Origin of the sequence: Citricoccus sp. GCM10030269 (assembly GCF_042665635.1) — a bacterium.
GTDB lineage: Bacteria > Actinomycetota > Actinomycetes > Actinomycetales > Micrococcaceae > Citricoccus.
Genome location: NZ_JBHTCV010000003.1, coordinates 1 through 22,674 on the forward strand (window position 1 = coordinate 1; position 22,674 = coordinate 22,674).

17 protein-coding genes are annotated in these 22,674 nt (G+C 68.5%); 11 read left to right on the top strand and 6 right to left on the bottom strand.

Annotated features, from left to right (window positions below; all coding sequences use genetic code 11):
* Positions 1-129: 129 nt before the first annotated feature.
* From ACFQQD_RS06600 to ACFQQD_RS06620, 5 genes are all read right to left on the bottom strand, one after another.
* Positions 130-972: a DNA-methyltransferase gene (locus ACFQQD_RS06600; RefSeq protein WP_378087558.1), complete on the bottom strand. Its 843-nt coding sequence runs from the start codon at positions 970-972 to the stop codon at positions 130-132.
* Positions 973-990: 18 nt separating this feature from the next.
* Positions 991-2,745: a DEAD/DEAH box helicase gene (locus ACFQQD_RS06605; protein WP_378087560.1), complete on the bottom strand. Its 1,755-nt coding sequence runs from the start codon at positions 2,743-2,745 to the stop codon at positions 991-993.
* Between the two features lie 266 nt (positions 2,746-3,011).
* Positions 3,012-3,245: a DUF3107 domain-containing protein gene (locus ACFQQD_RS06610; RefSeq protein WP_378087562.1), complete on the bottom strand. Its 234-nt coding sequence runs from the start codon at positions 3,243-3,245 to the stop codon at positions 3,012-3,014.
* A 167-nt stretch (positions 3,246-3,412) separates the two neighbouring features.
* Positions 3,413-4,033: a TetR/AcrR family transcriptional regulator gene (locus ACFQQD_RS06615; RefSeq protein ID WP_378087564.1), complete on the bottom strand. Its 621-nt coding sequence runs from the start codon at positions 4,031-4,033 to the stop codon at positions 3,413-3,415.
* Positions 4,034-4,118: 85 nt separating this feature from the next.
* Complete coding sequence (locus tag ACFQQD_RS06620) at positions 4,119-5,513, bottom strand: glutamyl-tRNA reductase (RefSeq protein WP_378087566.1); 1,395 nt, start codon at positions 5,511-5,513, stop codon at positions 4,119-4,121.
* Between the two features lie 72 nt (positions 5,514-5,585).
* Here ACFQQD_RS06620 and hemE point away from each other — a divergent pair, with 72 nt between their 5' ends.
* From hemE to hemL, 8 genes are all read left to right on the top strand, one after another.
* On the top strand, positions 5,586-6,722 hold the full coding sequence (hemE, locus tag ACFQQD_RS06625; RefSeq protein WP_378087568.1) for a uroporphyrinogen decarboxylase: 1,137 nt from the start codon (positions 5,586-5,588) through the stop codon (positions 6,720-6,722).
* Positions 6,719-8,254: a protoporphyrinogen/coproporphyrinogen oxidase gene (locus ACFQQD_RS06630; protein WP_378087570.1), complete on the top strand. Its 1,536-nt coding sequence runs from the start codon at positions 6,719-6,721 to the stop codon at positions 8,252-8,254. Before hemE ends, ACFQQD_RS06630 begins: the two co-directional genes overlap by 4 nt.
* Positions 8,255-8,331: 77 nt before the next feature.
* Positions 8,332-9,075 carry a hydrogen peroxide-dependent heme synthase gene (hemQ, locus tag ACFQQD_RS06635; RefSeq protein WP_378087572.1) on the top strand — a complete coding sequence of 248 codons (744 nt, stop codon included), beginning with the start codon at positions 8,332-8,334 and terminating at the stop codon, positions 9,073-9,075.
* A complete protein-coding gene (locus tag ACFQQD_RS06640; protein ID WP_378087574.1) occupies positions 9,072-10,307 on the top strand; it encodes a ferrochelatase in 1,236 nt (411 codons plus the stop codon). Before hemQ ends, ACFQQD_RS06640 begins: the two co-directional genes overlap by 4 nt.
* Positions 10,304-11,350 carry a hydroxymethylbilane synthase gene (gene hemC / locus ACFQQD_RS06645; RefSeq protein WP_378087576.1) on the top strand — a complete coding sequence of 349 codons (1,047 nt, stop codon included), beginning with the start codon at positions 10,304-10,306 and terminating at the stop codon, positions 11,348-11,350. The genes ACFQQD_RS06640 and hemC overlap by 4 nt, the downstream gene beginning before the upstream one ends.
* A gap of 53 nt (positions 11,351-11,403) precedes the next feature.
* Positions 11,404-12,210, top strand: a complete 807-nt coding sequence (locus ACFQQD_RS06650; protein ID WP_378087578.1) for a uroporphyrinogen-III synthase — start codon at positions 11,404-11,406, stop codon at positions 12,208-12,210.
* Positions 12,211-12,285: 75 nt separating this feature from the next.
* On the top strand, positions 12,286-13,275 hold the full coding sequence (gene hemB / locus ACFQQD_RS06655) for a porphobilinogen synthase (protein WP_378087580.1): 990 nt from the start codon (positions 12,286-12,288) through the stop codon (positions 13,273-13,275).
* Positions 13,272-14,591 carry a glutamate-1-semialdehyde 2,1-aminomutase gene (gene hemL / locus ACFQQD_RS06660; RefSeq protein ID WP_378087582.1) on the top strand — a complete coding sequence of 440 codons (1,320 nt, stop codon included), beginning with the start codon at positions 13,272-13,274 and terminating at the stop codon, positions 14,589-14,591. Before hemB ends, hemL begins: the two co-directional genes overlap by 4 nt.
* 7 nt (positions 14,592-14,598) lie before the next feature.
* On the opposite strand, the gene ACFQQD_RS06665 is transcribed toward hemL, so the two are convergent.
* Positions 14,599-15,297, bottom strand: coding sequence for a 3'-5' exonuclease (locus tag ACFQQD_RS06665; RefSeq protein WP_378087731.1), 699 nt, complete (start codon positions 15,295-15,297; stop codon positions 14,599-14,601).
* Positions 15,298-15,442: 145 nt separating this feature from the next.
* On the opposite strand from ACFQQD_RS06665, the gene ACFQQD_RS06670 reads away from it, so the two are divergent.
* From ACFQQD_RS06670 to ACFQQD_RS06680, 3 genes are read left to right on the top strand one after another with little or no spacing between them, the layout of a single operon-like run.
* A complete protein-coding gene (locus tag ACFQQD_RS06670) occupies positions 15,443-15,868 on the top strand; it encodes an MGMT family protein (RefSeq protein WP_378087584.1) in 426 nt (141 codons plus the stop codon).
* An 8-nt stretch (positions 15,869-15,876) separates the two neighbouring features.
* Positions 15,877-19,146 carry an ATP-dependent helicase gene (locus ACFQQD_RS06675; RefSeq protein ID WP_378087586.1) on the top strand — a complete coding sequence of 1,090 codons (3,270 nt, stop codon included), beginning with the start codon at positions 15,877-15,879 and terminating at the stop codon, positions 19,144-19,146.
* A complete protein-coding gene (locus ACFQQD_RS06680) occupies positions 19,143-22,667 on the top strand; it encodes an ATP-dependent helicase (RefSeq protein WP_378087588.1) in 3,525 nt (1,174 codons plus the stop codon). Before ACFQQD_RS06675 ends, ACFQQD_RS06680 begins: the two co-directional genes overlap by 4 nt.
* Positions 22,668-22,674 lie beyond the last annotated feature (7 nt).

Consider the following 22,674-nt stretch of genomic DNA (forward strand, 5'->3'; position numbering starts at 1 on the left):
GAAACCCACCATGACTACCTCCCTCTGTGCCACCCCAGCGGTGGCTCACACCGAGGTTGACACAGAGGGTTAGGGGCCACAATTGGGGCACTTTTGACTATAGATGACGGGGCTGAGGGCCGGACGGCCTTAGAGGTGTGCTGCCAACCGGGACTGCATGACCGCCACGGCCTGCGGATTGGAGTCGATCAGAACGAATCTCCGACCGAGTTCGGCGGCGGCGGCACCGAGGGTTCCGGAACCGGCGAAGAAGTCCAGCACCCAATCGCCCGGGCGGGAGGACGCCGCCACCATGCGGCGCAGCAGGGCCACGGGCTTCTGCGTGGGATAGCCGGTCTTCTCTTTGCCGGTGGGGGAGACGATGGTGTGCCACCAGACGTCGGTCGGGAGTTTGCCGCGGGCCACCTTCTCCGGGGTGACCAGTCCGGGTGCCATGTACGGCTCCCGGTCCACCTCGGCTGAGTCGAACCAGTAGTTCTCCGGGTTCTTCACATACACCAGGACCGTGTCGTGCTTCGCCGGCCATCGTCGCTTGGACCGTCCGCCGAAGTCGTAGGCCCAGATGATCTCATTGAGAAAGCACTCGCGACCGAACACGGCATCCAGCATCACCTTGGCGTAGTGCACCTCGCGATAGTCCAGATGCAGGTACAGCGTCCCATCGTCGGCCAGCAGCCGCCACGCCTCGCGCAGCCGCGGCTCCAGGAACTCCCAATAGTCCGCGAACGCATCGTCGTAAGAGGACAGCGCTCCCTTGATGGTGCGGTAGCTCTGTCCTCCGAAGCCGATGCGGTCGGCATCCTCTTCGGAGGCGCGAACCATGGACAGTTGCTGGCGTCGCTGGGCCCGGCCGGTGTTGAACGGCGGATCCAGGTAGACCATGGTGAAGGACCCGTCCGGCAACGAGGGCAGGACTGAGAGATTCTCAGTGCCCAGCACCAGATTGGGCCCGTCCGGGGCGAAGACTTTCACAGTGAGGGGACGACGTCGTCAGTCGCCGGATTCCTGACTGCCGGACCCGGTGTCACCCTGCACGACGTTGCCGTTCTTGCGACGGGTGCGAGTACGAGAACGGCTCCGTGAACGGCCACCACGCGAGGCGCCGGCGGAGCTGCCAGCGGACGCGCCACCGTCAGCCGATACACGACGACGGCCCTCCGTGTCGCCCTGAGCCTCGACCGAGCCGGCGCGATCTCCGGAATCATTGCGGTCGCTGCGCCCACTGCGCCCACTGGATTTGCCGCCACGGCCGCGGCCCGAGCCGCCCTGACCGGCCTTGCCACTCTTGCCAGCATTGCCGCCGCGTCCGCGGCCGGAACGCTCTCCCCGGCCATCCGACGTCGAGCCCAGGCCGCCGAGATCTTCATACGTCTCGGCCTCGAGTCCCTGAAGCTTCCGCTGCTCTCGCGGCAGCCGACCCTTGGTGCCCTTCGGGATGTTGAGGTCTTCGAAGAGGTGCTTGGAGGAGGAGTAGGTCTCCGGCGGCTCGGGGACCTCCAGCCCGAGGGCCTTGTTGATCAGCGACCAGCGAGGCATGTCCTCCCAGTCCACGAGCGTGACGGCGATGCCCTTGTGACCGGCGCGGCCGGTGCGGCCCACGCGGTGCAGATAGGTCTTCTCGTCCTCGGGACACTGGAAGTTGATCACGTGGGTGACGTCATCCACGTCGATGCCGCGGGCGGCCACGTCGGTGGCGACCAGCACGTCGATCTTGTCACCGCGGAAGGCACGCAGGGCCTGCTCACGGGCTCCCTGACCGAGGTCACCATGAATCGCGCCGGCGGCGAAACCGCGCTTGGCGAGCTCCTCGGAAACCCGGGCTGCGGTGCGCTTGGTGCGGGTGAAGATGATCGTCTTGCCGCGTCCCTCGGCCCGGAGGACGCGGGCGACGAGCTCGTCCTTGTCCATGTGGTGAGCACGGTAGACGAGCTGCCGAATGTCCTTCTTGGTGATGCCCTCGTCCTCCGGATCCGCAGCGCGGATATGGGTGGGCTGAGTCATGTAGCGCCGAGCCATGGCCACCACGGGTCCGGGCATCGTGGCCGAGAACAGCATGGTCTGGCGGACTTCCGGCACGGCGGCGAGCAGGGTCTCCACATCCGGCAGAAAGCCCAGGTCCAGCATCTCGTCGGCCTCGTCGAGGACGACGGTCTTGACGAGTTTGAGATTCAGGTGCCGCTGACGCATCAGGTCGATCAGGCGGCCGGGGGTGCCGACCACGACCTCGACGCCACGCTGCAGCTCCTCGATCTGAGGTTCGTAGGCCCGACCGCCATAGATGGTCGCGATGCGCACCGAGCGCTTGGAAGCGGCCGTGGTGACGTCCTGAGCGACCTGGTTGGCCAGTTCGCGCGTCGGAGCCACGATGAGGGCCTGCGGGGCGCCGGGGGACTCCAGCCGGTCGAAGCCCTCCTCGTCCGGGCCGATCACGCGCTGCAGGACGGGCAGGCCGAAGCCGAGGGTCTTGCCGGTTCCGGTCTTCGCCTGACCGATGATGTCGTGGCCGGACAGGGCGACCGGCAACGTCATGGACTGGATCGGGAAGGGGTGGGTGATGCCCTTCTCCGCCAGGGCCTCGACCATTTCCGCGCGCACGTTGAAGTCGGCGAAGGTCTTCTCGGGCTGCGGCGCGTTGGCCTCCGAGATGTCGATGGTGTCCTCGACATCGATGACCTCGATGGAGGAGGTGGCCATGTCTTCGGGTTCGACGTCGTGGTCGGCTGTGATCTTCTGTTCAGGAGTCATGGGGTTTCGGTCCCGTCATTCGGGCACGGTGTCCCGGTGCGATGGCACTGAGTCAGTGCGCTCTGACGGCCCGCCCACTCGAGCTGGGGCCGCGCATCGGCCGGACGCCGTGCGTCCATGGTGGAGCCGATCGCGGGAGGTGCGGGACGTCCATCCGACGGGGAGTCCCGGGAGCCGGGCGTGATGCCGGATCCGAAAATTCAGATCACCAAGGTGAACGCAGATAATCAGTGCGACCGGTCATCCTTGATGCGTCTAGTCTACCCTCAGCTGCCCGGAGTCGGGACGAAGCCCACCGGACGGGGGGTCTCGGTGCCGATCTCGACGTAGCCGATGGTCGCCGAGGGGACGAGGACCAACCGGCCCTTGGTGTCCTTGAGGCGCAACGGGCCGCCGTCGGCCAGGGCGTCGGAGACCAGGCGTGCCACGTCTTCATTGGTGGCATCCGACTCGATGACGACTTCGCGGTTGACGTTCTGTACACCAATGCGGATTTCCATGCCTGTCTCCTTCAGCTGGTCACGGTGCCGGGACCGATGATGGCCCCGGAATGCTCCGACAGCAGACTAGGCGATCATGGACGGCGGCGGTGAGGGTGTGACGGACTTTGGCCACGGGCGTAACGCGGAACGGCGCCGGGCACCTGCCGATGGGAACGGTCCGATGACTACTGCTCTTTGGGAAAGCGACTGATGCCCCGCCAGGCCAGGCGGAAGGTCAGGTCGGCGGCGGTGTCCAACTCGGGACGATCGGCGTCACCGGCACGGCTGGCCCAGTGGCGTGCGGAGGACTGCACGACTCCGGTCAGTCCGTAGCCGAGCAGCAGCGCCTCTTCGTCGGAGAGTGTGGTGTCCGCGGCGATGACCTCGGCGATGTCTGCGGCGAAGCGATGATCCAACTGCTCCATCCGTGCGGCGACCTCGGGGTCGTTGTTCAGTCCGGAGTCGAACAACAGGCGATACGCGCGGTCGGGGCTGTCCATGAACTGGAAGTACGACCGGACGGTGGCCAAGACGCGAGCCTTGTTGTCCGTCGTGGAGGCCAGGGCCTCGGAGACGGCGCTGCCCAACAAGGTGACCTGGGTGTCCATCAGGTCCAGGAAGAGTTCGTGCTTGCCGGGAAAATGCTGGTACAGCACCGGTTTGGAGACCGAGGCGGCGACCGCGATGTCGTCCATGGACGTGGCGTGATAGCCGTTCTCGACGAACACCTGCAGAGCGGCGTCCCGCAATTGCTTGCGGCGCTCCTCGCGGGGCAGCCTGGACTGGCGCACAGGGGAGATGCTCACGATGAGGCCTTTCTGAGAGACCTGCCTGCCGGCAGGCGGTGCAGGCCAGTCTACCGGCCGGTACCGCAACTCCGAGGAGCGTCCCTCAGGCGGTACGGGCTTCTCCGGTTTCGCCGTCGTCCGGCACCGAGCCGACGTGGCTGACCGCGTCGGGGGCCGTCCCGACGTCGGCTGGGCACGATGCGCTCTCGGCCTCCGAGGCGGGGGCCGCCACGTTCAGCCCGAACAGGATCTGCAGCGCGTTCTCGTACTCGTCGAGCCGGCCCTCCGCGGCCAGCTCCTTGGCGCGCATGGTGGGCTCATGGAGCATCTGGCGAACCATGCGGCGCAAGGCGAACTCGACCTCGTCGGCGGCGGCCGTGCAGCCGTGACGCTGGCGGACTCGTTCCATCTCGGTCTCCAAGACCTGATGGGTGTGTCGGCGCAACGCGACGATCGCCTCATTGGCGCTGCGGGCCTTGCGCTCCTGCAGGAACCCGGTGACCGCCTCGTCGACCAGGCGTGCCGCTTCTTCCAGGGCCGCCTGTTGGCCGTCCGGAGCGGCCATCTTCACCGATTCCAGCGTGATCAGGTCCACGCCGGGCAGATCGGCGATGGCCGGGTCGAAGTCATGCCCCAAAGCGAGATCGAGGACGGTCAACCGGGACTCGGCGCCGTCCCGAAGGTGCTCGAGAGCCTCCGCCGTGAGACGTCGATCGCCTCCCGAGCAGCCGATGAGAACATCGGCTTCGGCGATGGCGCCGTGGACTTTCTCGCCGCCGAGGGCCATGGCCCAGCCGCCGCGGTCGGCGACGAAGGCCTCGGCGCGTCCGGAGGCAGAATGCACGCCGACGTTGACGGCCCCGCGATCGGCCAACTGGGCCAGCGTGGTGCCCGCGTAGGCGCCGGTGCCGACCAGCAGGATGTTGGCCTGTTCCCAGAATCGGCGGGCCTCGGCCTCAGACGTTCCGGCCCGCAGATCCGTGGCCAGGTCGAGGGCGACGGAGACGATCGACCGTCCAGCGGCTCCCAGAGCCGTGCGGGTTCCGACGTCCTTGGCGGTACGGGTGGCCGATTCGAAGAGCTGAACGAGGGGGCCGGTGGCGATGCCGGACTCTTGAGCCGAGCCCAGGGCGCGACGAACCTGGCCGGCAATCTCCCGTTCGCCGACCACGGCGGACTGCAGTCCCGATCCGACCTCGAAGAGGTGCCGGACGGCGGCGTCACCGGAGAGCGTGGTGAAGGAAGAGGCGACGGTGTCGGAGGACAGACCCGAACCCCGGGCCACGGCCTCCAGCAGGTCGGTCCGGGCCTGGTGAATCGAGGCCTCGTCGGCGGCTTCGGCGTAGATCTCCACGCGGTTGCAGGTGGACAGCACCACGGCGCCGCTGCTGGCGGAATCGGGGATGGCGGAGACGACCTCGTCGGTGCCGTTGCTCAGGTGCGCCACCGTGTCGAGGCCAAGATCGGTGTGCGAGGCAACCAGGGAAAACAGAACCACAATGCACAGGATTCTAGACCCTCGGGCGCTGAAGGCACGAACCCCTGGGGCGTGAATGGGAGAATAGTGAGCATGTCCACACCCTTGCCCGGCATGACCTTGCCTGCCGACCACCCGCTGGTCACGACCGACCCGTCTCGATCCACTGCCGCCTCGCCGCTGATCGCCGCCTACCGGGGGGAGACTACTTCGCGGACCCCGGTGTGGTTCATGCGCCAGGCCGGACGGTCCCTGCCCGAGTACCGGCGGGCTCGCGAGGGCACCGGAATGCTTGAGGCGTGTCTGACACCGGCGCTAGCCGCAGAGATCACGCTGCAACCGGTTCGGCGCCATGACGTGGACGCGGGCATCTTCTTCTCGGACATCGTGGTTCCCCTGAAACTCGCCGGTGTGGACGTGGACATCGTTCCCGGCACCGGCCCCGTGCTCGGTTCGACCGTGCGCACGGCGGCCGATGTGGCGGCGCTGCCGCAACTGACCGAGGAGGCCCTCGAGCGGATCCGCGAGGCGGTGCGGCTGACCGTCGCGGAACTGGGGTCGACGCCATTGATCGGCTTCGCCGGTGCGCCGTTCACCGTGGCGGCCTACATGGTCGAAGGTGGGCCTTCCCGCGATCATCTCGGTCCCCGCACCATGATGCACGCGGACCCGGAGACCTGGGACGCCCTGGCCACGTGGGCGGCCGACGCCGCCGGGCGGTTTCTCCGCGCGCAGATCGAGGCCGGAGCCTCCGCCGGGCAGCTCTTCGACTCCTGGGCCGGATCGCTGTCCCTGAGCGACTACGAACGGTACGTCCAACCGTATTCGGCCCGTGCGCTCTCCCACCTCGCATCCGAGGTCCCCTCTGGCGTCCAGCAGGCGCCGCTGGTCCACTTCGGCACCGGTACCTCGGAGATCCTTCCCGCCATGCGCGACGCCGGCGCGAGCGTCGTCGGCGTCGACTACCGCCTTCCGCTTGGTGAGGCCGACCGGCGCTTGGCGAAGTCGCCCGGACCGGACGGCCGCGGCGCCGTTCCGCTGCAGGGCAACATCGACCCGGCGCTGCTTGCGGCCCCCTGGGAGATTCTCGAGGCGCACGTGCGTGAGGTGGTCGACGCCGGACGCGCTGCCCCGGGGCACGTGGTCAACCTCGGTCACGGGGTCCCCCCGACCACTGACCCGGACGTCCTGACGCGCGTCGTCGAGCTGGTCCACAGCATCCAGCCGTGACCGAGGGGACCGCTTCGCCACCAGCGGCCACGGGGGGCACCACTGCCGTCGTCATCGGTGGGGGCATCGCCGGACTGCTGGCCGCGTGGGAACTGACCCGCAGCGGTCACCGGGTCACGCTCGTGGAGGCGCGAGAGCACCTCGGTGGGTCCGTGTCCGCGCGTTCCATTCGGAGTCCGGAGGGGCGGGACATCGCCCTCGACGCCGGCGCGGAGTCCTTCGCCGTTCGCACCCCGGCCGTGCGCGCGCTCATCGAGGAGCTGGGCCTGGGATCCGCCGTCGTCGAGCCGAATCCGGCCGGTTCCTGGCTGTTCCTGGGCGATCGGGCCGTGAAGGCCCCCCGGCTGGGCATCCTGGGCATTCCGGGAGACCTGGACGCTCCCGAAGTCTCCGACGCCCTCGGTGCCGAGGCGATGACGCGCGCTCGGCGGGACGTGGACGCCCCGGCCGCATCGCTCGCCGTCTGGAGGCAGGCCCTGCACGACGGCGGACCGGTCACCGTGGCCAGCATCGTCCGGGACCGCATGGGCGAGGGTGTGCTGCGTACCTTGGTGGCGCCCGTCGTCGGCGGAGTGCATTCGGCCGATCCGGACGACGTGGACGTGCGCACCGTCGCTCCCGGACTGTTGGAGGCGCTCGTTGCCGAGGGATCCCTCTCCCGGGCCGTCCGCGCTCGCCGTGCCGCCGCCCCGCCCGGAGCCGCCGTCGCCTCGCTCCGGGGCGGAATGCACACACTCACCGCTGCCCTGATCGAGGCGCTGCGCGGGGCCGGGGCGCGACTGCTGACCGGGACCGAGGCCGTGTCACTGTCTCGAGAGGGCCGGCGCTGGACCGTGACGCTGGCCGGGGCCGGGGCCGGGGACGGGGGAGCGGCCACATCACTGCCCGCGGACCGCGTCGTGGTCGCCACCGACGGGCCGCGCGCGTGGGACCTCCTGGCCCCGGTCTCGAACGGGGCACTGACCGCCGCGGACCGACCGGAGGAGGGCGCCGGCGTCGCGCTCGTGACTCTGGTGGTGAAGGCGCCGGGACTGGACGCTCATCCTCGGGGGACGGGTCTGCTCGTCTCGCCGGACGTGAGCCACGAGGTGGTGGGCGCCAAGGCTCTGACGCATGTCACCGCCAAGTGGGGCTGGGTCCGCGAGGAGTTGCCGGCCCACCATCATGTGCTGCGACTCTCGTACGGCCGAGTCACCGACGCCCCTGACTCTGCGGCACCGGGATATCGCACGCCGGCGGACACGTTGCGCCGGCAGGGGTTCGAGGACGCCTCGAGGCTGACAGGAGTGGATCTGACGGGTGCCGGCGCCGGTAGCGTGGTGGAGCCTCTCGTGGTTCGCTGGAAATCCGCCCTTCCCGCTGCGACGACGGAGCATCGCGAGAGGGTCCGTGTCATGCGAACCTGGCTGGAGAACGAGAACGGACTCGACGCCCTCGGGGCGTGGCTGGCGGGGACGGGGCTTGCCGCCGTGGTGGCCGATGTCCGGCAGCGGATGGCCCGTGGATCGGCAGTGGACGGCCGTGAAGGGTAGGCTGGACCCGCTCGTTCTACCGCTTGTAGAAGCTGGCGGTGGACACTGAACTACGTGGCACCACAGGAGTTGTGACGATGACCGAGAACCCTTCACCAGGCGATGCCGCCGCTCGCACCACGGAAGCGGAGGGTAACGACCGCGTCGATTGGTTCACTACCTATACCGTCTTTGCCCGTGGAAGCGGCGGTTACGGCGCCGGTGCGCACACCGAGGCCGAACGACAGCGCGCGGTCGACCAGTTCGATTCGGTCGTCGCGACCCTGGCGGAAAAGGGCGTGACCGTCCGAGGCACCTACGACGTCTCGGGTCTGCGGGCCGACGCGGACATCATGGTGTGGATGTACGGTCATGTGGCCGAGGACCTTCAGTCGGCCATTCGGTCCCTGCGCCGCACCGAACTCCTCGCCGGCACCTCGATCGTGCTGTCCGCCATGGGCTCGGACCGGATGGCCGAGTTCTCCAAGGACCACGTCCCGGCGTTCGCCATGGGGCGCAAGCCGCTGAAGTGGCTCTGCTTCTATCCGTTCGTCCGCTCCTACGACTGGTATCTCCTCGATCCGGCGGAGCGCGGGCGGATGCTCAAGGAACACGGCCAGCTGGGCCGGGAGTTCCCGATGGTCTGGGCCAACACCACCAGTGCCTTCGGCCTGAACGACTGGGAGTGGCTGCTCGGCCTGGAGGCGCCGGAGCTGAACAACCTGGTGGACATGATGCGGCATCTGCGGAACAACGAGACCCGACTGCACGTGCGTGAAGAGGTCCCGTTCTACACCGGACGGTTCATCACCACCGACGAGATGGCGGAGGTGCTGGCATGACCTCGAGCACCGGTACGGACACTGGTACGGCCGACGAGACGGACACCGAGTACGACGCCGTGCTGCTCGCCTCCTTCGGCGGCCCCGAAGGCCAGGACGACGTCCTTCCGTTCTTGCGCAATGTGACCGCGGGCCGAGGCATTCCCGACGAGCGCCTCGAAGAGGTGGCCACGCACTACCGGGCCAACGGCGGCGTCAGCCCGATCAATGACCAGAATCGTGCCCTGCTGGCCGCCCTCGAGGGCGAGCTGACGAGCCGGGGGATCGAAGCGCCGGTCTACTGGGGCAATCGCAACTGGGAGCCGTACATCCCGCAGGCCCTCGAACGGCTCCATGCCGACGGCCATCGACGTGTCCTGACCATCGCCACCTCCGCCTATTCCTGCTATTCCTCGTGCCGGCAGTACCGCGAGGATCTGGGCATGGCCCTGCGGTCCACCGGCCTGGAGGGTGAGCTCGGAGTCGACAAGGTCCGCCAGTACTTCAACCACCCCGGTTTCATCGAGCCGTTCGCCGAGGGTCTGCAGGCGGGCCTGGCTGAGATCCGTGCCGAACTGGCCGCTGAGGGCCGGGCAGAGGGCCGGCTGCACATCTTCTTCGCCACCCACTCGATTCCCACCTCCGACGCGGCCGCAGCGGGTCCGCGTCCGTTGGCGGCTGAGCTGCAGGAGCAGACCGGGATGGCCCCGGGTGAGGGCAACGGTGCCGATGTCTACTCGGCCCAGCATCTGGATGTGGCCCGCGAAGTCCTGCGCCGGGTTCCGGAGGCCGAGGGGCTGGACTGGTCTCTCGTCTACCAGTCGCGATCGGGTCCTCCTCACGTGCCCTGGCTCGAGCCGGACATCAACGACGCGATGACGGAGCTGGCCTCCTCGGGAGCCGGCGCGGGGGAGAACCAGCTTGCTGGTGTGCTCGTGGTGCCTCTGGGCTTCGTGTCCGACCACATGGAAGTCGTGTGGGACCTGGACACCGAGGCTCGCCAGACCGCCCAGAGCCTGGGTCTGGCGTTTCGCCGCACTCCCACGCCCGGGACGCATCCCACGTTCGTCTCGGGACTGGTGGACCTGATCGAAGAGCGGATGGGTCGCCGACCCGGCCGAGCCGCCGTTGGTTGCTTCGGCGCCTGGTACGACGTCTGTGCCCCGAACTGCTGTTTGAAGGTCATGCGCGACGGCACCGTCCGTCCCACCGTGGCCGGTGAGGACTCCGACGTGAAGGCTCCGACACGATGACCGACACCTTCAGCGTGGGAACCCGCGGCTCCCAGTTGGCGCGAACCCAGACCCTCACCGTGGCCGATGCCCTGGCGGCCTCTTCGGGGCTGGAGCCCCGCTTGGAGGTCATTCGGACTGAAGGCGATGTCACCACCGCTTCCCTGGCCGCCCTCGGAGGAACCGGGGTCTTCGCCTCGGCACTGCGCGCCGCTGTGTTGGACGGCCGCGCCGATCTGGCCGTGCACTCACTCAAGGATCTGCCCTCGGCCCAACCGGAACACCTGGTCATCGCGGCCGTCCCGGAGCGGGTGGACGTGCGCGACGCCCTCTGCGCCCGCGACGGACTGCGACTCGCAGAGCTGCCGGAGGGCGCCACGGTCGGCACTGGTTCTCCCCGACGGGTCGCACAGTTGAAGGCGGTGCGGCCGGATCTGCGCGTGGTGGACATCCGCGGCAATGTGCAGACGCGCCTGGCCCGGGTTCCCGGACTCGAACAGCATGACGACCATGCCCCGGCCGCTGCCGGCTCGCCGCGTGGCGACCTGGACGCCGTCGTGCTGGCCTGTGCCGGACTCGACCGGATCGGGATGGACTGGGCCATTACCGAGCGGCTGGCCCCCACCGTCATGATGCCGGCACCGGGTCAGGGCGCGCTGGCCGTCGAATGCCTCCCGGCCACCGCACGGGGAGCACGCGGAGGCGTCGAGGGAGACCGACTGGCGCGGGCGCTGGCCGACTATGACGACGCCGTCACCCGGCTGCAGATTACGGCCGAACGAGCGCTGCTCGAGCGGCTGGAGGCCGGTTGTGCCGCACCCATCGGCGCCTTGGCACGGGTGGAGAGCGAGCCCGATCGCCTGGTGCTGGATGCCGTGGTCGCGGCCACGGACGGCAGCCGGCTACTGCGCGAACACGGGTCCGTGGAGCTGCCGGCCATCCGGGTACGCCGCGGTGACGGCGCTCCGGACGTCGAGACCCTCGCCCTGGCCCGCCAACTCGGGATCGATGTGGCCGAAGCCCTGGTGGCCGGTGGCGCCGGCCTGTTGCCCGACCACCTGTGATGTCGGCCGGCAGGCGAGTGATCCTGACGCGCCAACCGGCGCAGTCGGGCGCTGTGGAAGCTGCACTGGCGAAGGCCGGGTACGAGATCGCCTTCCTGCCCTTGACGGATTTCGAGCTGCCCGCCGACGACGGACCGCTCCGTGCTGCCGTCCGGGAGCTGGTGGACGGAGACGTCGCTTGGCTGCTGCTGACCAGTCCCAATGCCGTTCGGGCTCTGGCCCGCATGGGCTGGGACGGCCACGTGGCCGAGGGGGTCCGCGTCGGTGTCACCGGCCCCGGAACGGCTCGCGTGCTCGCCGAGATCGGTGGCACCGTGAATCCGTGGAAGCCCGACGGCGAGGCATCCGCCACCGGGATCCTCGACGAGTTCCCTCGGCCGGCTGAGGAAGCCGGGAAAGCCGGGAAGTCGGGAGCGGCTGGTGCGGAATCCGGGCGCGTGCTGCTGCCCCAGTCTGCCTTGGCGACCGACCAGGTGGCTCAGGGACTGACCAGGCTCGGCTGGGACGTCGAGCGCATCGAGGCCTATCGGACGGTGCCGTACCCGGCGCCTGAGAGTCGGCGACTGCTCGCTGAAGATGCTGCGACGGCGACGGCGACGACGGCGTCGGCGTCGGTGTCGGCTGGGCTCGGGTCGGTGGTGTCGGTCCATGACGTGGCCGGGGCCGACGTCGTGCTGACCAGTCCCAGCGCCGTGCGTGAATTGGTCCGCCGGCGCGGCACGGCGGCGCCGGCGTTGGGAACACGGTGGATCGCCCTGGGACGGCCCACGGCGCAGGCGGCTGAGGACATCGGCCTGGAGCTGGCCGGAGTGGCGGTCACCCCGGACGCCGAGGGGATCCTCGCCGTACTCGCTGACTGAGAACCGGGACACCCGGCGCGGCCGCGCCGCCTAGACTGGAAGACGCTTCCGGCATTCCAACCTGCAGAGGATTCCATGGCTTTCCCCGTCCACCGACCACGCCGTCTTCGCCAGTCCGCCGCCATGCGCCGGTTGGTGGCCGAGATCAGGGTCCATCCGGCTGACCTGATCCTGCCGGTGTTCGTGAAGGAGGGCGCCGATGAGCCGGTTCCGCTGCAATCGATGCCGGGCGTCGTCCAGCACACGCGGGACTCGCTGAAACGGGCCGCCGCTGAGGCGGCGGAGCTCGGGCTCGGCGGCATCATGCTCTTCGGAGTCCCGGAGACCCGCGATGCCGTGGGCTCCGCGTCGCTCGATCCGGACGGGGTGCTCAACGATGGCATCCGGGCCGTCAAAGAGGAGGTCGGCGACTCCATCGTCGTGATGTCAGACCTCTGCCTGGACGAATTCACCGACCATGGTCATTGCGGACTGCTCACGCCCCAAGGAGCAGTAGACAATGACGCCACCCTGGAGGTCTACGGGAAGATGGGCGTGGCCCAGGCCGAGGCCGGGGCCGACGTCGTGGGTCCCTCGGGGATGATGGACGGCCAGGTGGCCGTGATCCGCCAGGCCATGGACGACGCCGGCCATCAGGACACGGCGATCCTCGCCTACGCGGCCAAGTACTCGTCCGCCTTCTACGGGCCGTTCCGTGAAGCCGTGGACTCTCAGCTGCAGGGCGACCGCAAGACGTATCAGATGGACCCGGCCAATCGCCGCGAAGCCCTGCACGAGGTGGCCCTGGATCTCGACGAGGGTGCCGACATGGTCATGGTCAAGCCGGCCATGAGCTACCTGGACATCCTCCGGGACGTCGCCGAGACGGCTGATGTCCCGGTCTCCGCGTACCAGATTTCGGGGGAGTACGCGATGATCGAGGCCGCCGCCGCCAACGGCTGGATCAACCGGGACCAGGCCATCGCCGAGTCCGTGCTGTCCATCCGCCGGGCCGGGGCCGACACCGTGCTGACGTACTGGGCCAGTGAACTGGCCCGCTGGCTCCAGGAAGGCCGATTCTCATGACCACCACCAACACCAACGCGTCCTTGTACGAGGCCGCCCGTGCCGTCATTCCCGGCGGCGTCAACTCCCCGGTCCGCGCGTTCGGCTCCGTGGGCGGCGACCCGGTGACCATGGTCAAGGCGGCCGGGCCCTACCTGACCGATGCCGAGGGCCGCGAGTATGTGGACCTGGTGTGCTCGTGGGGTCCGATGCTGCTGGGACACAACCATCCTGCCGTCGTGGACGCCGTGCACCGTGCGGTCGATGCAGGCCTCTCCTTCGGCACGTCGACTCCGGACGAGCTGCGGCTTGCTGAACTCATCGCCAGCCGGGTCCCGGTGGACCGGGTGCGCATGGTGTCCACCGGCACCGAGGCCACCATGACGGCCATCCGTCTGGCGCGCGGGGCCACCGGGCGGAATCTGATCGTGAAGTTCGCCGGTTGCTACCACGGCCACTCGGACGGGTTGCTCGCGGCCGCAGGATCCGGAGTCGCCACCCAGGCGTTGCCCGGTTCCGCCGGCGTCACGGTCGCCCAGGCCGCCGAGACGCTGGTGTTGCCCTACAACGATCGAGCCGCGTTGGAGGAGACTTTCGCCACTCGTGGTCAGGACATCGCCGCCGTCATCACCGAGGCCGCGCCGTGCAACATGGGCGTGGTCGCTCCTGAGCAGGGCTTCAACGCGTTCCTGCGCCAGATCACCGAGCGTCACGGCGCGCTGTTGATCTGGGACGAGGTCCTCACCGGATTCCGCGCCTCGGACACCGGCTACTGGGGACTGTCCGGACGGCCCGAGGGATGGACGCCGGATCTGTGGGCCTTCGGCAAGATCATCGGCGGTGGACTGCCCACCGCCGCCGTCGCCGGTCGGGCCGAGGTCATGGACCTGCTTGCCCCGCTGGGACCCGTGTACCAGGCCGGCACCCTCTCCGGAAACCCGGTGGCGATGGCCGCTGGACTGGCGACTCTGCAGAACGCCACGGAGGAGGTCTACACCACCTTGACGCGCCGCTCGATCGAGCTGGAGGAGATGCTCGTGGAGGCGCTGACCGCCGCCGGGGTGGATCATTCGATCCAGCGCGCGGGCACCTTGTTCTCGATGTCTTTCGGCACCTCTGAACACGGCGTGCGCAACTATGCCGACGCCCAGGGCCAGGAGTCGTACCGCTACGTGCCCTTCTTCCACGCGATGCTCGAGCGCGGGGTCTACCTACCGCCGAGTGTCTTCGAAGCCTGGTTCGTCTCCTCCGCGCACGACGATGCCGCCATGCAACGCATCGCTGAGGCCTTGCCGTATGCGGCCCGGGCGGCGGCAGCGGCGCAACCTGCGCCGTAGGCATGTCCTACCGTCCTTGGACCGGCCAATCACCGTTGATCACGGCGGAGGGATCCTTGCGGCGCAGATAGTCCTGGAAGCTGGCCGCCTGTTCGGCCTTCCAGCGCACCTGCAGGGCATGCAACTGGGCCATCTGCACTTGCAGGGCGGCGTACTTCAGCGCGAGTCGGTCTGCCACGCCGACGGCGGCGAGCGAGTCTGCCGCGGAGGTGTGCGCGTCCAGCAGGGGGACCTGATAGAAGGCGCAGACGTCCGTCAGAGTTCGCTTGCCCTTGCGGTATTTGTCGACCTGCTTGTCGATGACGTACGGATCGATGATCCATTGGTTTTGCAGTGGTTCGAGTCCGCGGCGAGCCAGTTCTCGGTCCATCACCGTGAAGTCGTAACAGGCGTTGAAGGCGATGACCGGAATCCCGGCATCGAAGAAGTCGCGCAGGGTGTCGGCGATCTCGATGATTGCGACGTCAGCGGGCATGCCCTCGGCGCGAGCCCTCTCGGTGGTCACACCGTGGACCGCCGCGGATTCCTCGGGAATCGGGATACCCGGGTCCACGAGCCATTCGTACTCGGCGGCGAGGGTGCCGTGCGGATCGACCACCACCAGTGACGCGGTGACCACCCGGGCCTCCTCCGGATCCCGGCCGGTCGTCTCGAGGTCGAAGCCGACGCGGATCTGCTGATGCCACGGGAAGACTTCGGCCCCGATCGTCTCGGCGGCGTCAACAGCTGCGGCTGTGGATACTGGAACATCGCTCACGCCAATACGGTACCGCCGCCTCCAGACGGACGGTACCGGTGGCGCCGCGTCGTTGTGGACGGATCCGGCAGAATGGTGACGTGTGGAGGAGAGCGTGGAACAGAGCACCGAACTGCCGCCCGGGCCCTACGAATTGTCCGAGGCTCTCGTGCTCACGGCCCAATTCGTTCCCCGGGGCCGAGCGATCAGTTATGGGGGACTGGCCGAGTTGCTGGGCGTCGGCGGACCCCGCCAGGCTGGCCGGGCGATGTCCGCCGCTCCTGAGGGAACCCCCTGGTGGCGGATCGTGCGCGCTGATGGCTCCCTGCCGACGTCGTTGTCCCGGCGCGCCGCGACCCACTACCGGGACGAAGGCACCCCGGTGAAGACCTCGCCGTCCGGACCCGACGGCGGCGACGGCCTCCGCGTGGACCTGGTGCGGGCCCGGTGGGAGCCGGACGAGGACACACTCGCGGTGGTGCATCGTCTGCGGGCTGAGGTGAGAACGGTTGGCCCTATCGTGTCCGGCCCTGCTGATTGAATGAGGATATGCCCCCAGAAGCATCGCAGGAGCGCCTTCGCCTGACCGCGCCGCGGCCCGCACGGACGAACGGATTTCATCCCGACGCCGACCAGCAACGGGTCCTGGACCTGGAACCGGGACATGGTGCCGTTGTGGTGCTCGGCGGCCCCGGCACCGGACGAAGCTCGCTGGCCGTCGAGTATGCCGCGCGACGGATCGAGGCCGGTCTGGACCCGGCCCAGATACTCGTGCTGGCCTCCACGCGCCAGGCTTCGGCACGGCTGCGTGACGCCCTGTCGGTGCGATTGGACGCCGCCGGACGGGGGACCCGCGCCGCCACTCCTGTGCGCACCTGGGCCGCCTATGCCTTCGACCTGATCCGCCGGGCGCGGACGGCCGGATTCCTGCCCACGGTCCAGCGGACCCCGCGGTTGCTCTCGGGAGCGGAACAGGACACGGTGATCGCCGAGCTGCTCGAATCGTATGCGCATGGCGAGCGCGAGGGTCCCGACTGGCCCGCAGACCTGCAGGAGGCCGTCACCACGCGCGGTTTCCGCAAGGAGGTCCGCGAACTGATCGACCGGACCAGCGAGTACGGGGTCGAGCCGGGGACGCTGGAGGACCTGGGGGAGCAGTATGGCCGCCGGGAATGGACCGCCGCCGCTGCTCTGCTGCAGGACTACCGCGACCGGCTGGATCTCGGCATGTCGGAAGCCTTCGATCCCGCAGGGCTCATCACGGCAGCCGCCCGGCTGTTGGAGGAGAACCCTGACCTGCTGGCCGCGGAGCGGGCCGCGCTGCCCGTTGTGGTGGTTGACGACCTTCACGAGGCCAGTCCCGCCGTTCACCGGCTGCTCCGACTCCTCGGCACCGGCCAGGACGTCGTCGCCACCGCCAGCCCGGACACCGTGGTGCAGGGATTCCGCGGGGCCCGCCCCGACCTGGTCCGCGAGTACCCGCACTCCCTGGCCACCCGCGACCGGCCCGGTCAGACCCTGTTCCTCACGGCCAACCACCGGATGACCGCCGGCATCCTCACGGCCTTTCAGCGCGTGGCCCGCCGCCTTCCCGCACTGCCGGGAACTCTCGAGCTGCGCCAGGAACTGTCTCCGGTTCCGGCCGACGACCCCGACTCCGCCTCTGACCACAGCACCTCCTTGCTGCAGGGAGCGACGGCTCACCTCGTCGCCTCGTCCCCGCACGAACAATTGCTGGTCCTGCAGCAACTGTTGCATCTGCACCACCGGGGTGGGATTCCGCTGGGGCAGATGGCCGTGATCGCCCGCTCCGGCCCGATCGTGACCGAACTGGGGCGCTATTTGGAGGCGGAGGGTCTCCCCGTCAACCGGTCCGTCTCCGACACCGTGCTCAAGACCGAGCCGGCGGTGACGCCCCTGTTGGCGCTGATGCGAATCGTTTCCGCGCCGGCCGGGTCGGCCGACGCGACCCTGGATATCGACCGGGCGCTGTGGCTGGCCGGCGGCAGCTATGGTGGCGCCACCGCGCTGCACCTGCGCCAGTTGCGGCAACGACTGCTCCGAGACGAACGGGCCCGCGGCGGAGCCACGCCGAGCAACGAGCTGCTGCTGGCCGCCTTCGAGGAACCTGAACGGCTAGACGAGTACGCCTTCTTCGCCGCGGGCGTTCAACGCATCGGGCGCATGATCGTCGCCGGTCGCCGTGCGGCTGCCGACCCTGCGGCGACGGCTGAGACCGTGCTGTGGGCGCTGTGGAGCGCCTCGGACCGCCCCGCTCGATGGGAGCAGGAGGCGGTGACCGGCACGGGACCCTCAGCTCGCCGCGCCGATGGCGATCTGGACGCCGTCGTCGCCCTGTTCCAAGCTGCCGAGCGTTACGTCGATCAGTTTCCGGGTGCCTCCCCGTTGGCTTTCGTTGACTACATGGAGGCCCAGGACCTGCCGATGGACACCCTGGCGTGGAGCGCTCAACGGGAGGGATCGGTCTCCGTGCTGACGCCGGCGGCAGCCGCCGGACAGGAATGGGACGTCGTCATCATCGCCGGACTGCAGGACGGGATCTGGCCCAATACCCGCTTGCGGGGCCAACTGCTGGGGGCCGCCGACCTCGCTGACGTGGTCCAGGGCAGAACCACGCGGATGGATCACCGGTCTCGACTGGCCGAGGTGCGCCAGGATGAACTGCGTAGTTTCGCCACGGCCGTCTCCCGGGCCCGGCGCCGGGTCATCGGGATCGCCGTCTCCTCGGCCGATGACCAACCCAGTGATTTCCTCGATCTTCTGGACCCCTGGCGTGACCTGGTCCATCAGCGCCCCCTGACCGACGTCCCGCGGCCCATCACGGCCGGGGCACTCGTCGCCGGCCTGCGGCGAGAGCTCGAGGACGGGTCCGGCAGCGACGGCAGTGTGAACGCGGCCGCATCGGCGTTGGCTCGGCTGGCGGGTGCAGGGATCCGCGGCGCCGCGCCGGAGGACTGGTGGGGACTGCTGTCGCTGTCCACAGAGGCGCCCCTGGCCGATCCACGGCAGGAACCGGTGCCGGTCTCGCCGTCGCGGGTGGAGATAGCGCTGAAGGCACCGCTGAACTGGTTCATTTATCAGGCGGGTGGACAACCGGGGGCCACCCAGGCTCAGTCCCTCGGGACGCTCGTCCACGCCGTGGCGGAGACCTATCCGGACGGACCGGCGGAGGTGCTCTTCCAGGAGCTCGAACGCCGGTTGCCGGACTGGGGGCTGGAACCCGGTTGGGAAACGGACAAACTGGTTCAGCGGGCCACCCGGATGCTGTCCCACTTTGCCGAATACGTCCGCGTGATGGGCCGAGACGGACGGAGCCGAGTCGCTCAGGAGTTTCGATTCCATCAGGAACTGGACCGTGATGGCTTCCGGGTGCAGGTCAATGGCAGCATCGACCGGCTCGAACGAGACGGACAGGGCCGCCCTTTCGTGGTGGATCTCAAGACCGGCAGTCGGATCCCGAAAGAGGAGGACGTCGTTCAGATGCCGCAGCTGGCCGTCTATCAGGCGGCCATCGCCGCCGGAGCGCTTCCGGAGGAGTGGTTCGAGAACCCCACCGATCCTGCCGGCGCGGCCCTGGTGCAACTGGGCACTCCGAATAAGACGGTCAAAGTCCAGGAACAACCGCGTATCGAGCCCGCAGACGCCTGGGCCCTGGACCAGATCTTCACCGCGGCGACCATCATGACCGGCCCGCGGTTCCTGGCCATCCATGGCGGTCCTTCCGGCCCCGCGTGCGCCCTGCCGGCCGTGTGCCCGATCCATAGCGAAGGAAGGCAGACCACCGAATGGCATCGATGACGAGGGGCTTCGAACCCCGCTACACCCCCGAGGAATTGGCCGTGCGCCTCGGCCAGCACGCACCCACTCCGGAACAGTCCAGCGTCATCAGTGCCCCGCTGGAACCGCGGTTGGTCGTGGCCGGCGCGGGTTCCGGGAAGACGGCCACGATGTCCGACCGGGTCATCTGGTTGGTGGCCAATGGACTCGTCGCTCCGGACGAGGTCCTCGGTGTGACCTTCACCAGGAAGGCGGCCGGTGAGCTGGCCCATCGGATCAACCGCAAAATCGATGTCCTGCTGGAGACGGGGCTGGAGATTCCCGACGTCGGCGGTGCTGGTGATGATGGCGGTGCTGGTGGTCATGGCGTCGTGAGCGATGGTTTCGATGGTGAGGCGGCCAGCAGAGCCAGCGTGTCCACTTATCACTCGTACGCCAATACCCTCGTGCAGGACCACGGGATGCGGATCGGGCTGGAGCCGGACACGCAAATGATCGGCGAGGCGCAGTCGTTCCAGTTGGTGTCCCGACTGGTGCGGGCCTACCCGGGAGAGCTCGACTCCGACCAGATCTCCGCGACCACGCTGGTGGGCAGTGTCATCAAGCTCGCCGCGGACTGTTCGGAGCATCTGGTCGAACCGGAGGACGTGGCAGCCTTTCTCGAACGAGAGATCTCTCGGGCCGAGGCCCTGCCGTTCAGCGACAAGGAGCAAGTGGGCAGTACCGCCAAGGTGCGGGACCTGTTCACCATGCTCCGGCTGAGGACCGTGATGTCGCGGCTGGTCGGCGATTACCGCCGAGCCAAGTTGGAGAACGGGGTGATGGATTTCGGGGATCTGGTCCGGTTCGCCGCGAAGATCGCCCAGGAGATCGGGATCGTCGGTGAGATCGAACGCTCCCGGTACCGGGTGGTGCTACTGGACGAGTTCCAGGACACCTCCCATGCCCAGCTGGAGCTCTTCCGGGGGCTGTACGGCAACGGGCATCCGGTCACGGCCGTCGGAGATCCACACCAGTCCATTTATGGCTTCCGTGGGGCCTCAGCGGGACAGCTGTTCTCCTTCCCGCACCTGTTCCCGCGCCTCGACCGGTCCGGGCAGGAAGCCGGGGAGAACCAAGAGGAAAACCAAGGGGAGAACCGATGGGAGCCCGCTCCGGTCAGCTACTTGACCACGGCCTGGCGCAACTCGCTCAATGTGCTCGCGGCGGCGAACACCGTCTCGGGGCCGTTGCGCAGTGAACCCGTGAACGGGATCGAGGTGAAGCCATTGGTGCCCTCGCCCGTCGCGGGTGACGGTGAGGTCCGAGTCTCCTGGTATCGGGACTCCGTCGAAGAGGCTGAGGCCCTCGTTCGGGATCTGATCGCCGTCCCGCAAGGCCGGACCCGCGCCGTGCTCTGCCGCAACCGGAGTCAGTTCCTGCCGCTCATGGACGCGATGGACGCCGCGGACGTCCCGTACGAAGTGCTCGGATTGTCCGGGTTGTTGTCCGTGCCCGAGGTAGCGGATCTGATCGCGGTCCTCCACGTCATCTCCGACCCCCAGCGCTCCGATCACCTGATGCGCATCCTCACCGGGGCCCGCTGGCGGATCGGCACCACCGACCTCATGGCCCTGCAGGACCGGGCCCTCGCGCTGGCTCGCCAGCGCCGGCCGCAGACGGACCGGGACCCCGACGGCGGCGATCTGGCCACCCAGGACACCGCACCGGAAGAGGAAGCGGAATCCTCCTCGCTGATCGAAGCCGTGGACTGGCTGCCCGAGCCGGGATGGACGGGACGGTCCGGACTGGCCCTCAGCGACGAGGGCAGGAGCCGTCTGCAGAAACTCTCCGAGGAACTGCGGTGGCTGTCGAGTCAGGCGGGACTGGAACTGACGGCGCTGGTCCGGCTGGTGGAGAAGACCATCGGCGTGGACATCGAGGTTGCGTCCCGGCCCGGGGCGAACGGCATTGCGGCTCGTCGCCATCTGGACGCCTTCCTCGATGCGGCGCGAGATTTCTCCGCCGGCGAGTTCGGAGAGCACTCAGTCTCTGACCTGACTGCTTTTCTGTCCTGGCTAGAAGCCGCCGAGGAACGCGAGAAGGGCCTCGGCATTCCCGGCGTCGAACCCCGTGACGACGCCGTCCAACTGCTGACCGCGCATGCCTCCAAAGGTCTTGAGTGGGACGTGGTGGCTGTGCCCGGGATGGTGGATTCCGTTTTCCCGGGTGGCAAGGTGGACACCTGGACCGCCAAGACGGCCGGACACCTTCCCTGGGACCTGCGAGGTGACGCCACCGGACTGCCGCAATGGGACCGGGAATGGCCCAACCAGCGCGACTGGGCGGGCCACGCCGTCGGGTGGTGGCTGGCCGGGCAGGCCGACTACCCCGACTCATATCGTGCGCAGGCCGAAGCCCACCATCTGGCTGAGGAACGGCGCTTGGCGTACGTCTCCTTTACCCGAGCCCGTGATCTGCTCCTGGTCAGTGGGAGTCACTGGCGCGGAATCACGAAGAAGCCGGGTGTTCCCTCCCCGTTCCTCTTGGAAGTGGCCGACGGAGCCGGACCGGACGGAGTGGTTCGTGGACCGTGGACTGAACCGGAAGAGGCGGGTGAGGACAACCCGTTCGCCGACCGGGTCACCGCGGCGTGGTGGCCCTTCGACCCCTTGGACGGACCGGAGACCTTCCTGATGGATTCGCGCTTTCCTCACGACCTGGACCGAGCCGAGCCGCTGCCGCCCCGAACCCGACCGCGGAGAGCCGCCCTGGAACGTTCGGCCGCGCGCGTCCACGCAGCCGAACCGCTCGAGGTGCGGAATGATCCCGTGCCAGGCCGGGACGTCGGGACGATGGATCTGGCCCGCCAGGTCCAATGGGTCCTCGATCGTTCACAACCGGTGAATCACCGAGGAGAGATGGTCGAGTTGCCCAGCCATATCAGTGCCTCGGCGTTCGTGGAGATGGCCAACGACCCGGCGTCGTTGGCGCGCCAGCTCCGACGCCCCATGCCTCGACCGCCTGCCCATGCCGCACGGCGCGGAACCGCCTTCCATTCCTGGGTGGAGGACTACTTCGGCCGTACCGGCATGCTCGACTTCGACGATCCGGAAGACTCCGCTGACCACTGGGTGGAGGACGCCCTCGATCTGGAGCCCATGAAGGAGAGCTTCCTGGCCAGCCGATGGGCAGAGAAGGCGCCGGCGTATATCGAGCCGCCCGTCGAGACCACCGTCGGCGGCGTCACGCTACGCGGCCGCATCGACGCCGTGTTCCGCGAAGGCGGATCAGCAGAGGTGCCGAACGACCCTCAGGCCAGGTGGGAACTCGTCGATTGGAAGACCGGCGCTGTTCCTTCGGGCCGGGACTTAGAGATCAAATCCCTGCAGCTGGCGGTGTATCGGCTCGCCTGGTCCCGGCTTCACGGCATCCCCCTGGAGAACATCAGCGCGTGTTTCGTCTACGTCGCCCATGGGACGGAACGGGCCCTGTACAACCTGGCAGGAGCGCAGGAGCTGGAGGAGATCTTGGCTGCGGCGGTGGCCTCGCCGGAGAACTGAACGCCCG

Excerpts from the sequence above, each read along its gene's own strand:
- ACFQQD_RS06680 (WP_378087588.1), top strand. The coding sequence starts at position 19,143 with ATGACGAGGGGCTTCGAACCCCGCTACACCCCCGAGGAATTGGCCGTG.
- ACFQQD_RS06610 (WP_378087562.1), bottom strand. The coding sequence starts at position 3,245 with ATGGAAATCCGCATTGGTGTACAGAACGTCAACCGCGAAGTCGTCATC.
- hemL (WP_378087582.1), top strand. The coding sequence starts at position 13,272 with ATGACCACCACCAACACCAACGCGTCCTTGTACGAGGCCGCCCGTGCC.
- ACFQQD_RS06640 (WP_378087574.1), top strand. The coding sequence starts at position 9,072 with ATGACCTCGAGCACCGGTACGGACACTGGTACGGCCGACGAGACGGAC.
- hemC (WP_378087576.1), top strand. The coding sequence starts at position 10,304 with ATGACCGACACCTTCAGCGTGGGAACCCGCGGCTCCCAGTTGGCGCGA.
- hemB (WP_378087580.1), top strand. The coding sequence starts at position 12,286 with ATGGCTTTCCCCGTCCACCGACCACGCCGTCTTCGCCAGTCCGCCGCC.
- ACFQQD_RS06605 (WP_378087560.1), bottom strand. The coding sequence starts at position 2,745 with ATGACTCCTGAACAGAAGATCACAGCCGACCACGACGTCGAACCCGAA.
- hemQ (WP_378087572.1), top strand. The coding sequence starts at position 8,332 with ATGACCGAGAACCCTTCACCAGGCGATGCCGCCGCTCGCACCACGGAA.
- ACFQQD_RS06675 (WP_378087586.1), top strand. The coding sequence starts at position 15,877 with ATGCCCCCAGAAGCATCGCAGGAGCGCCTTCGCCTGACCGCGCCGCGG.
- hemE (WP_378087568.1), top strand. The coding sequence starts at position 5,586 with ATGTCCACACCCTTGCCCGGCATGACCTTGCCTGCCGACCACCCGCTG.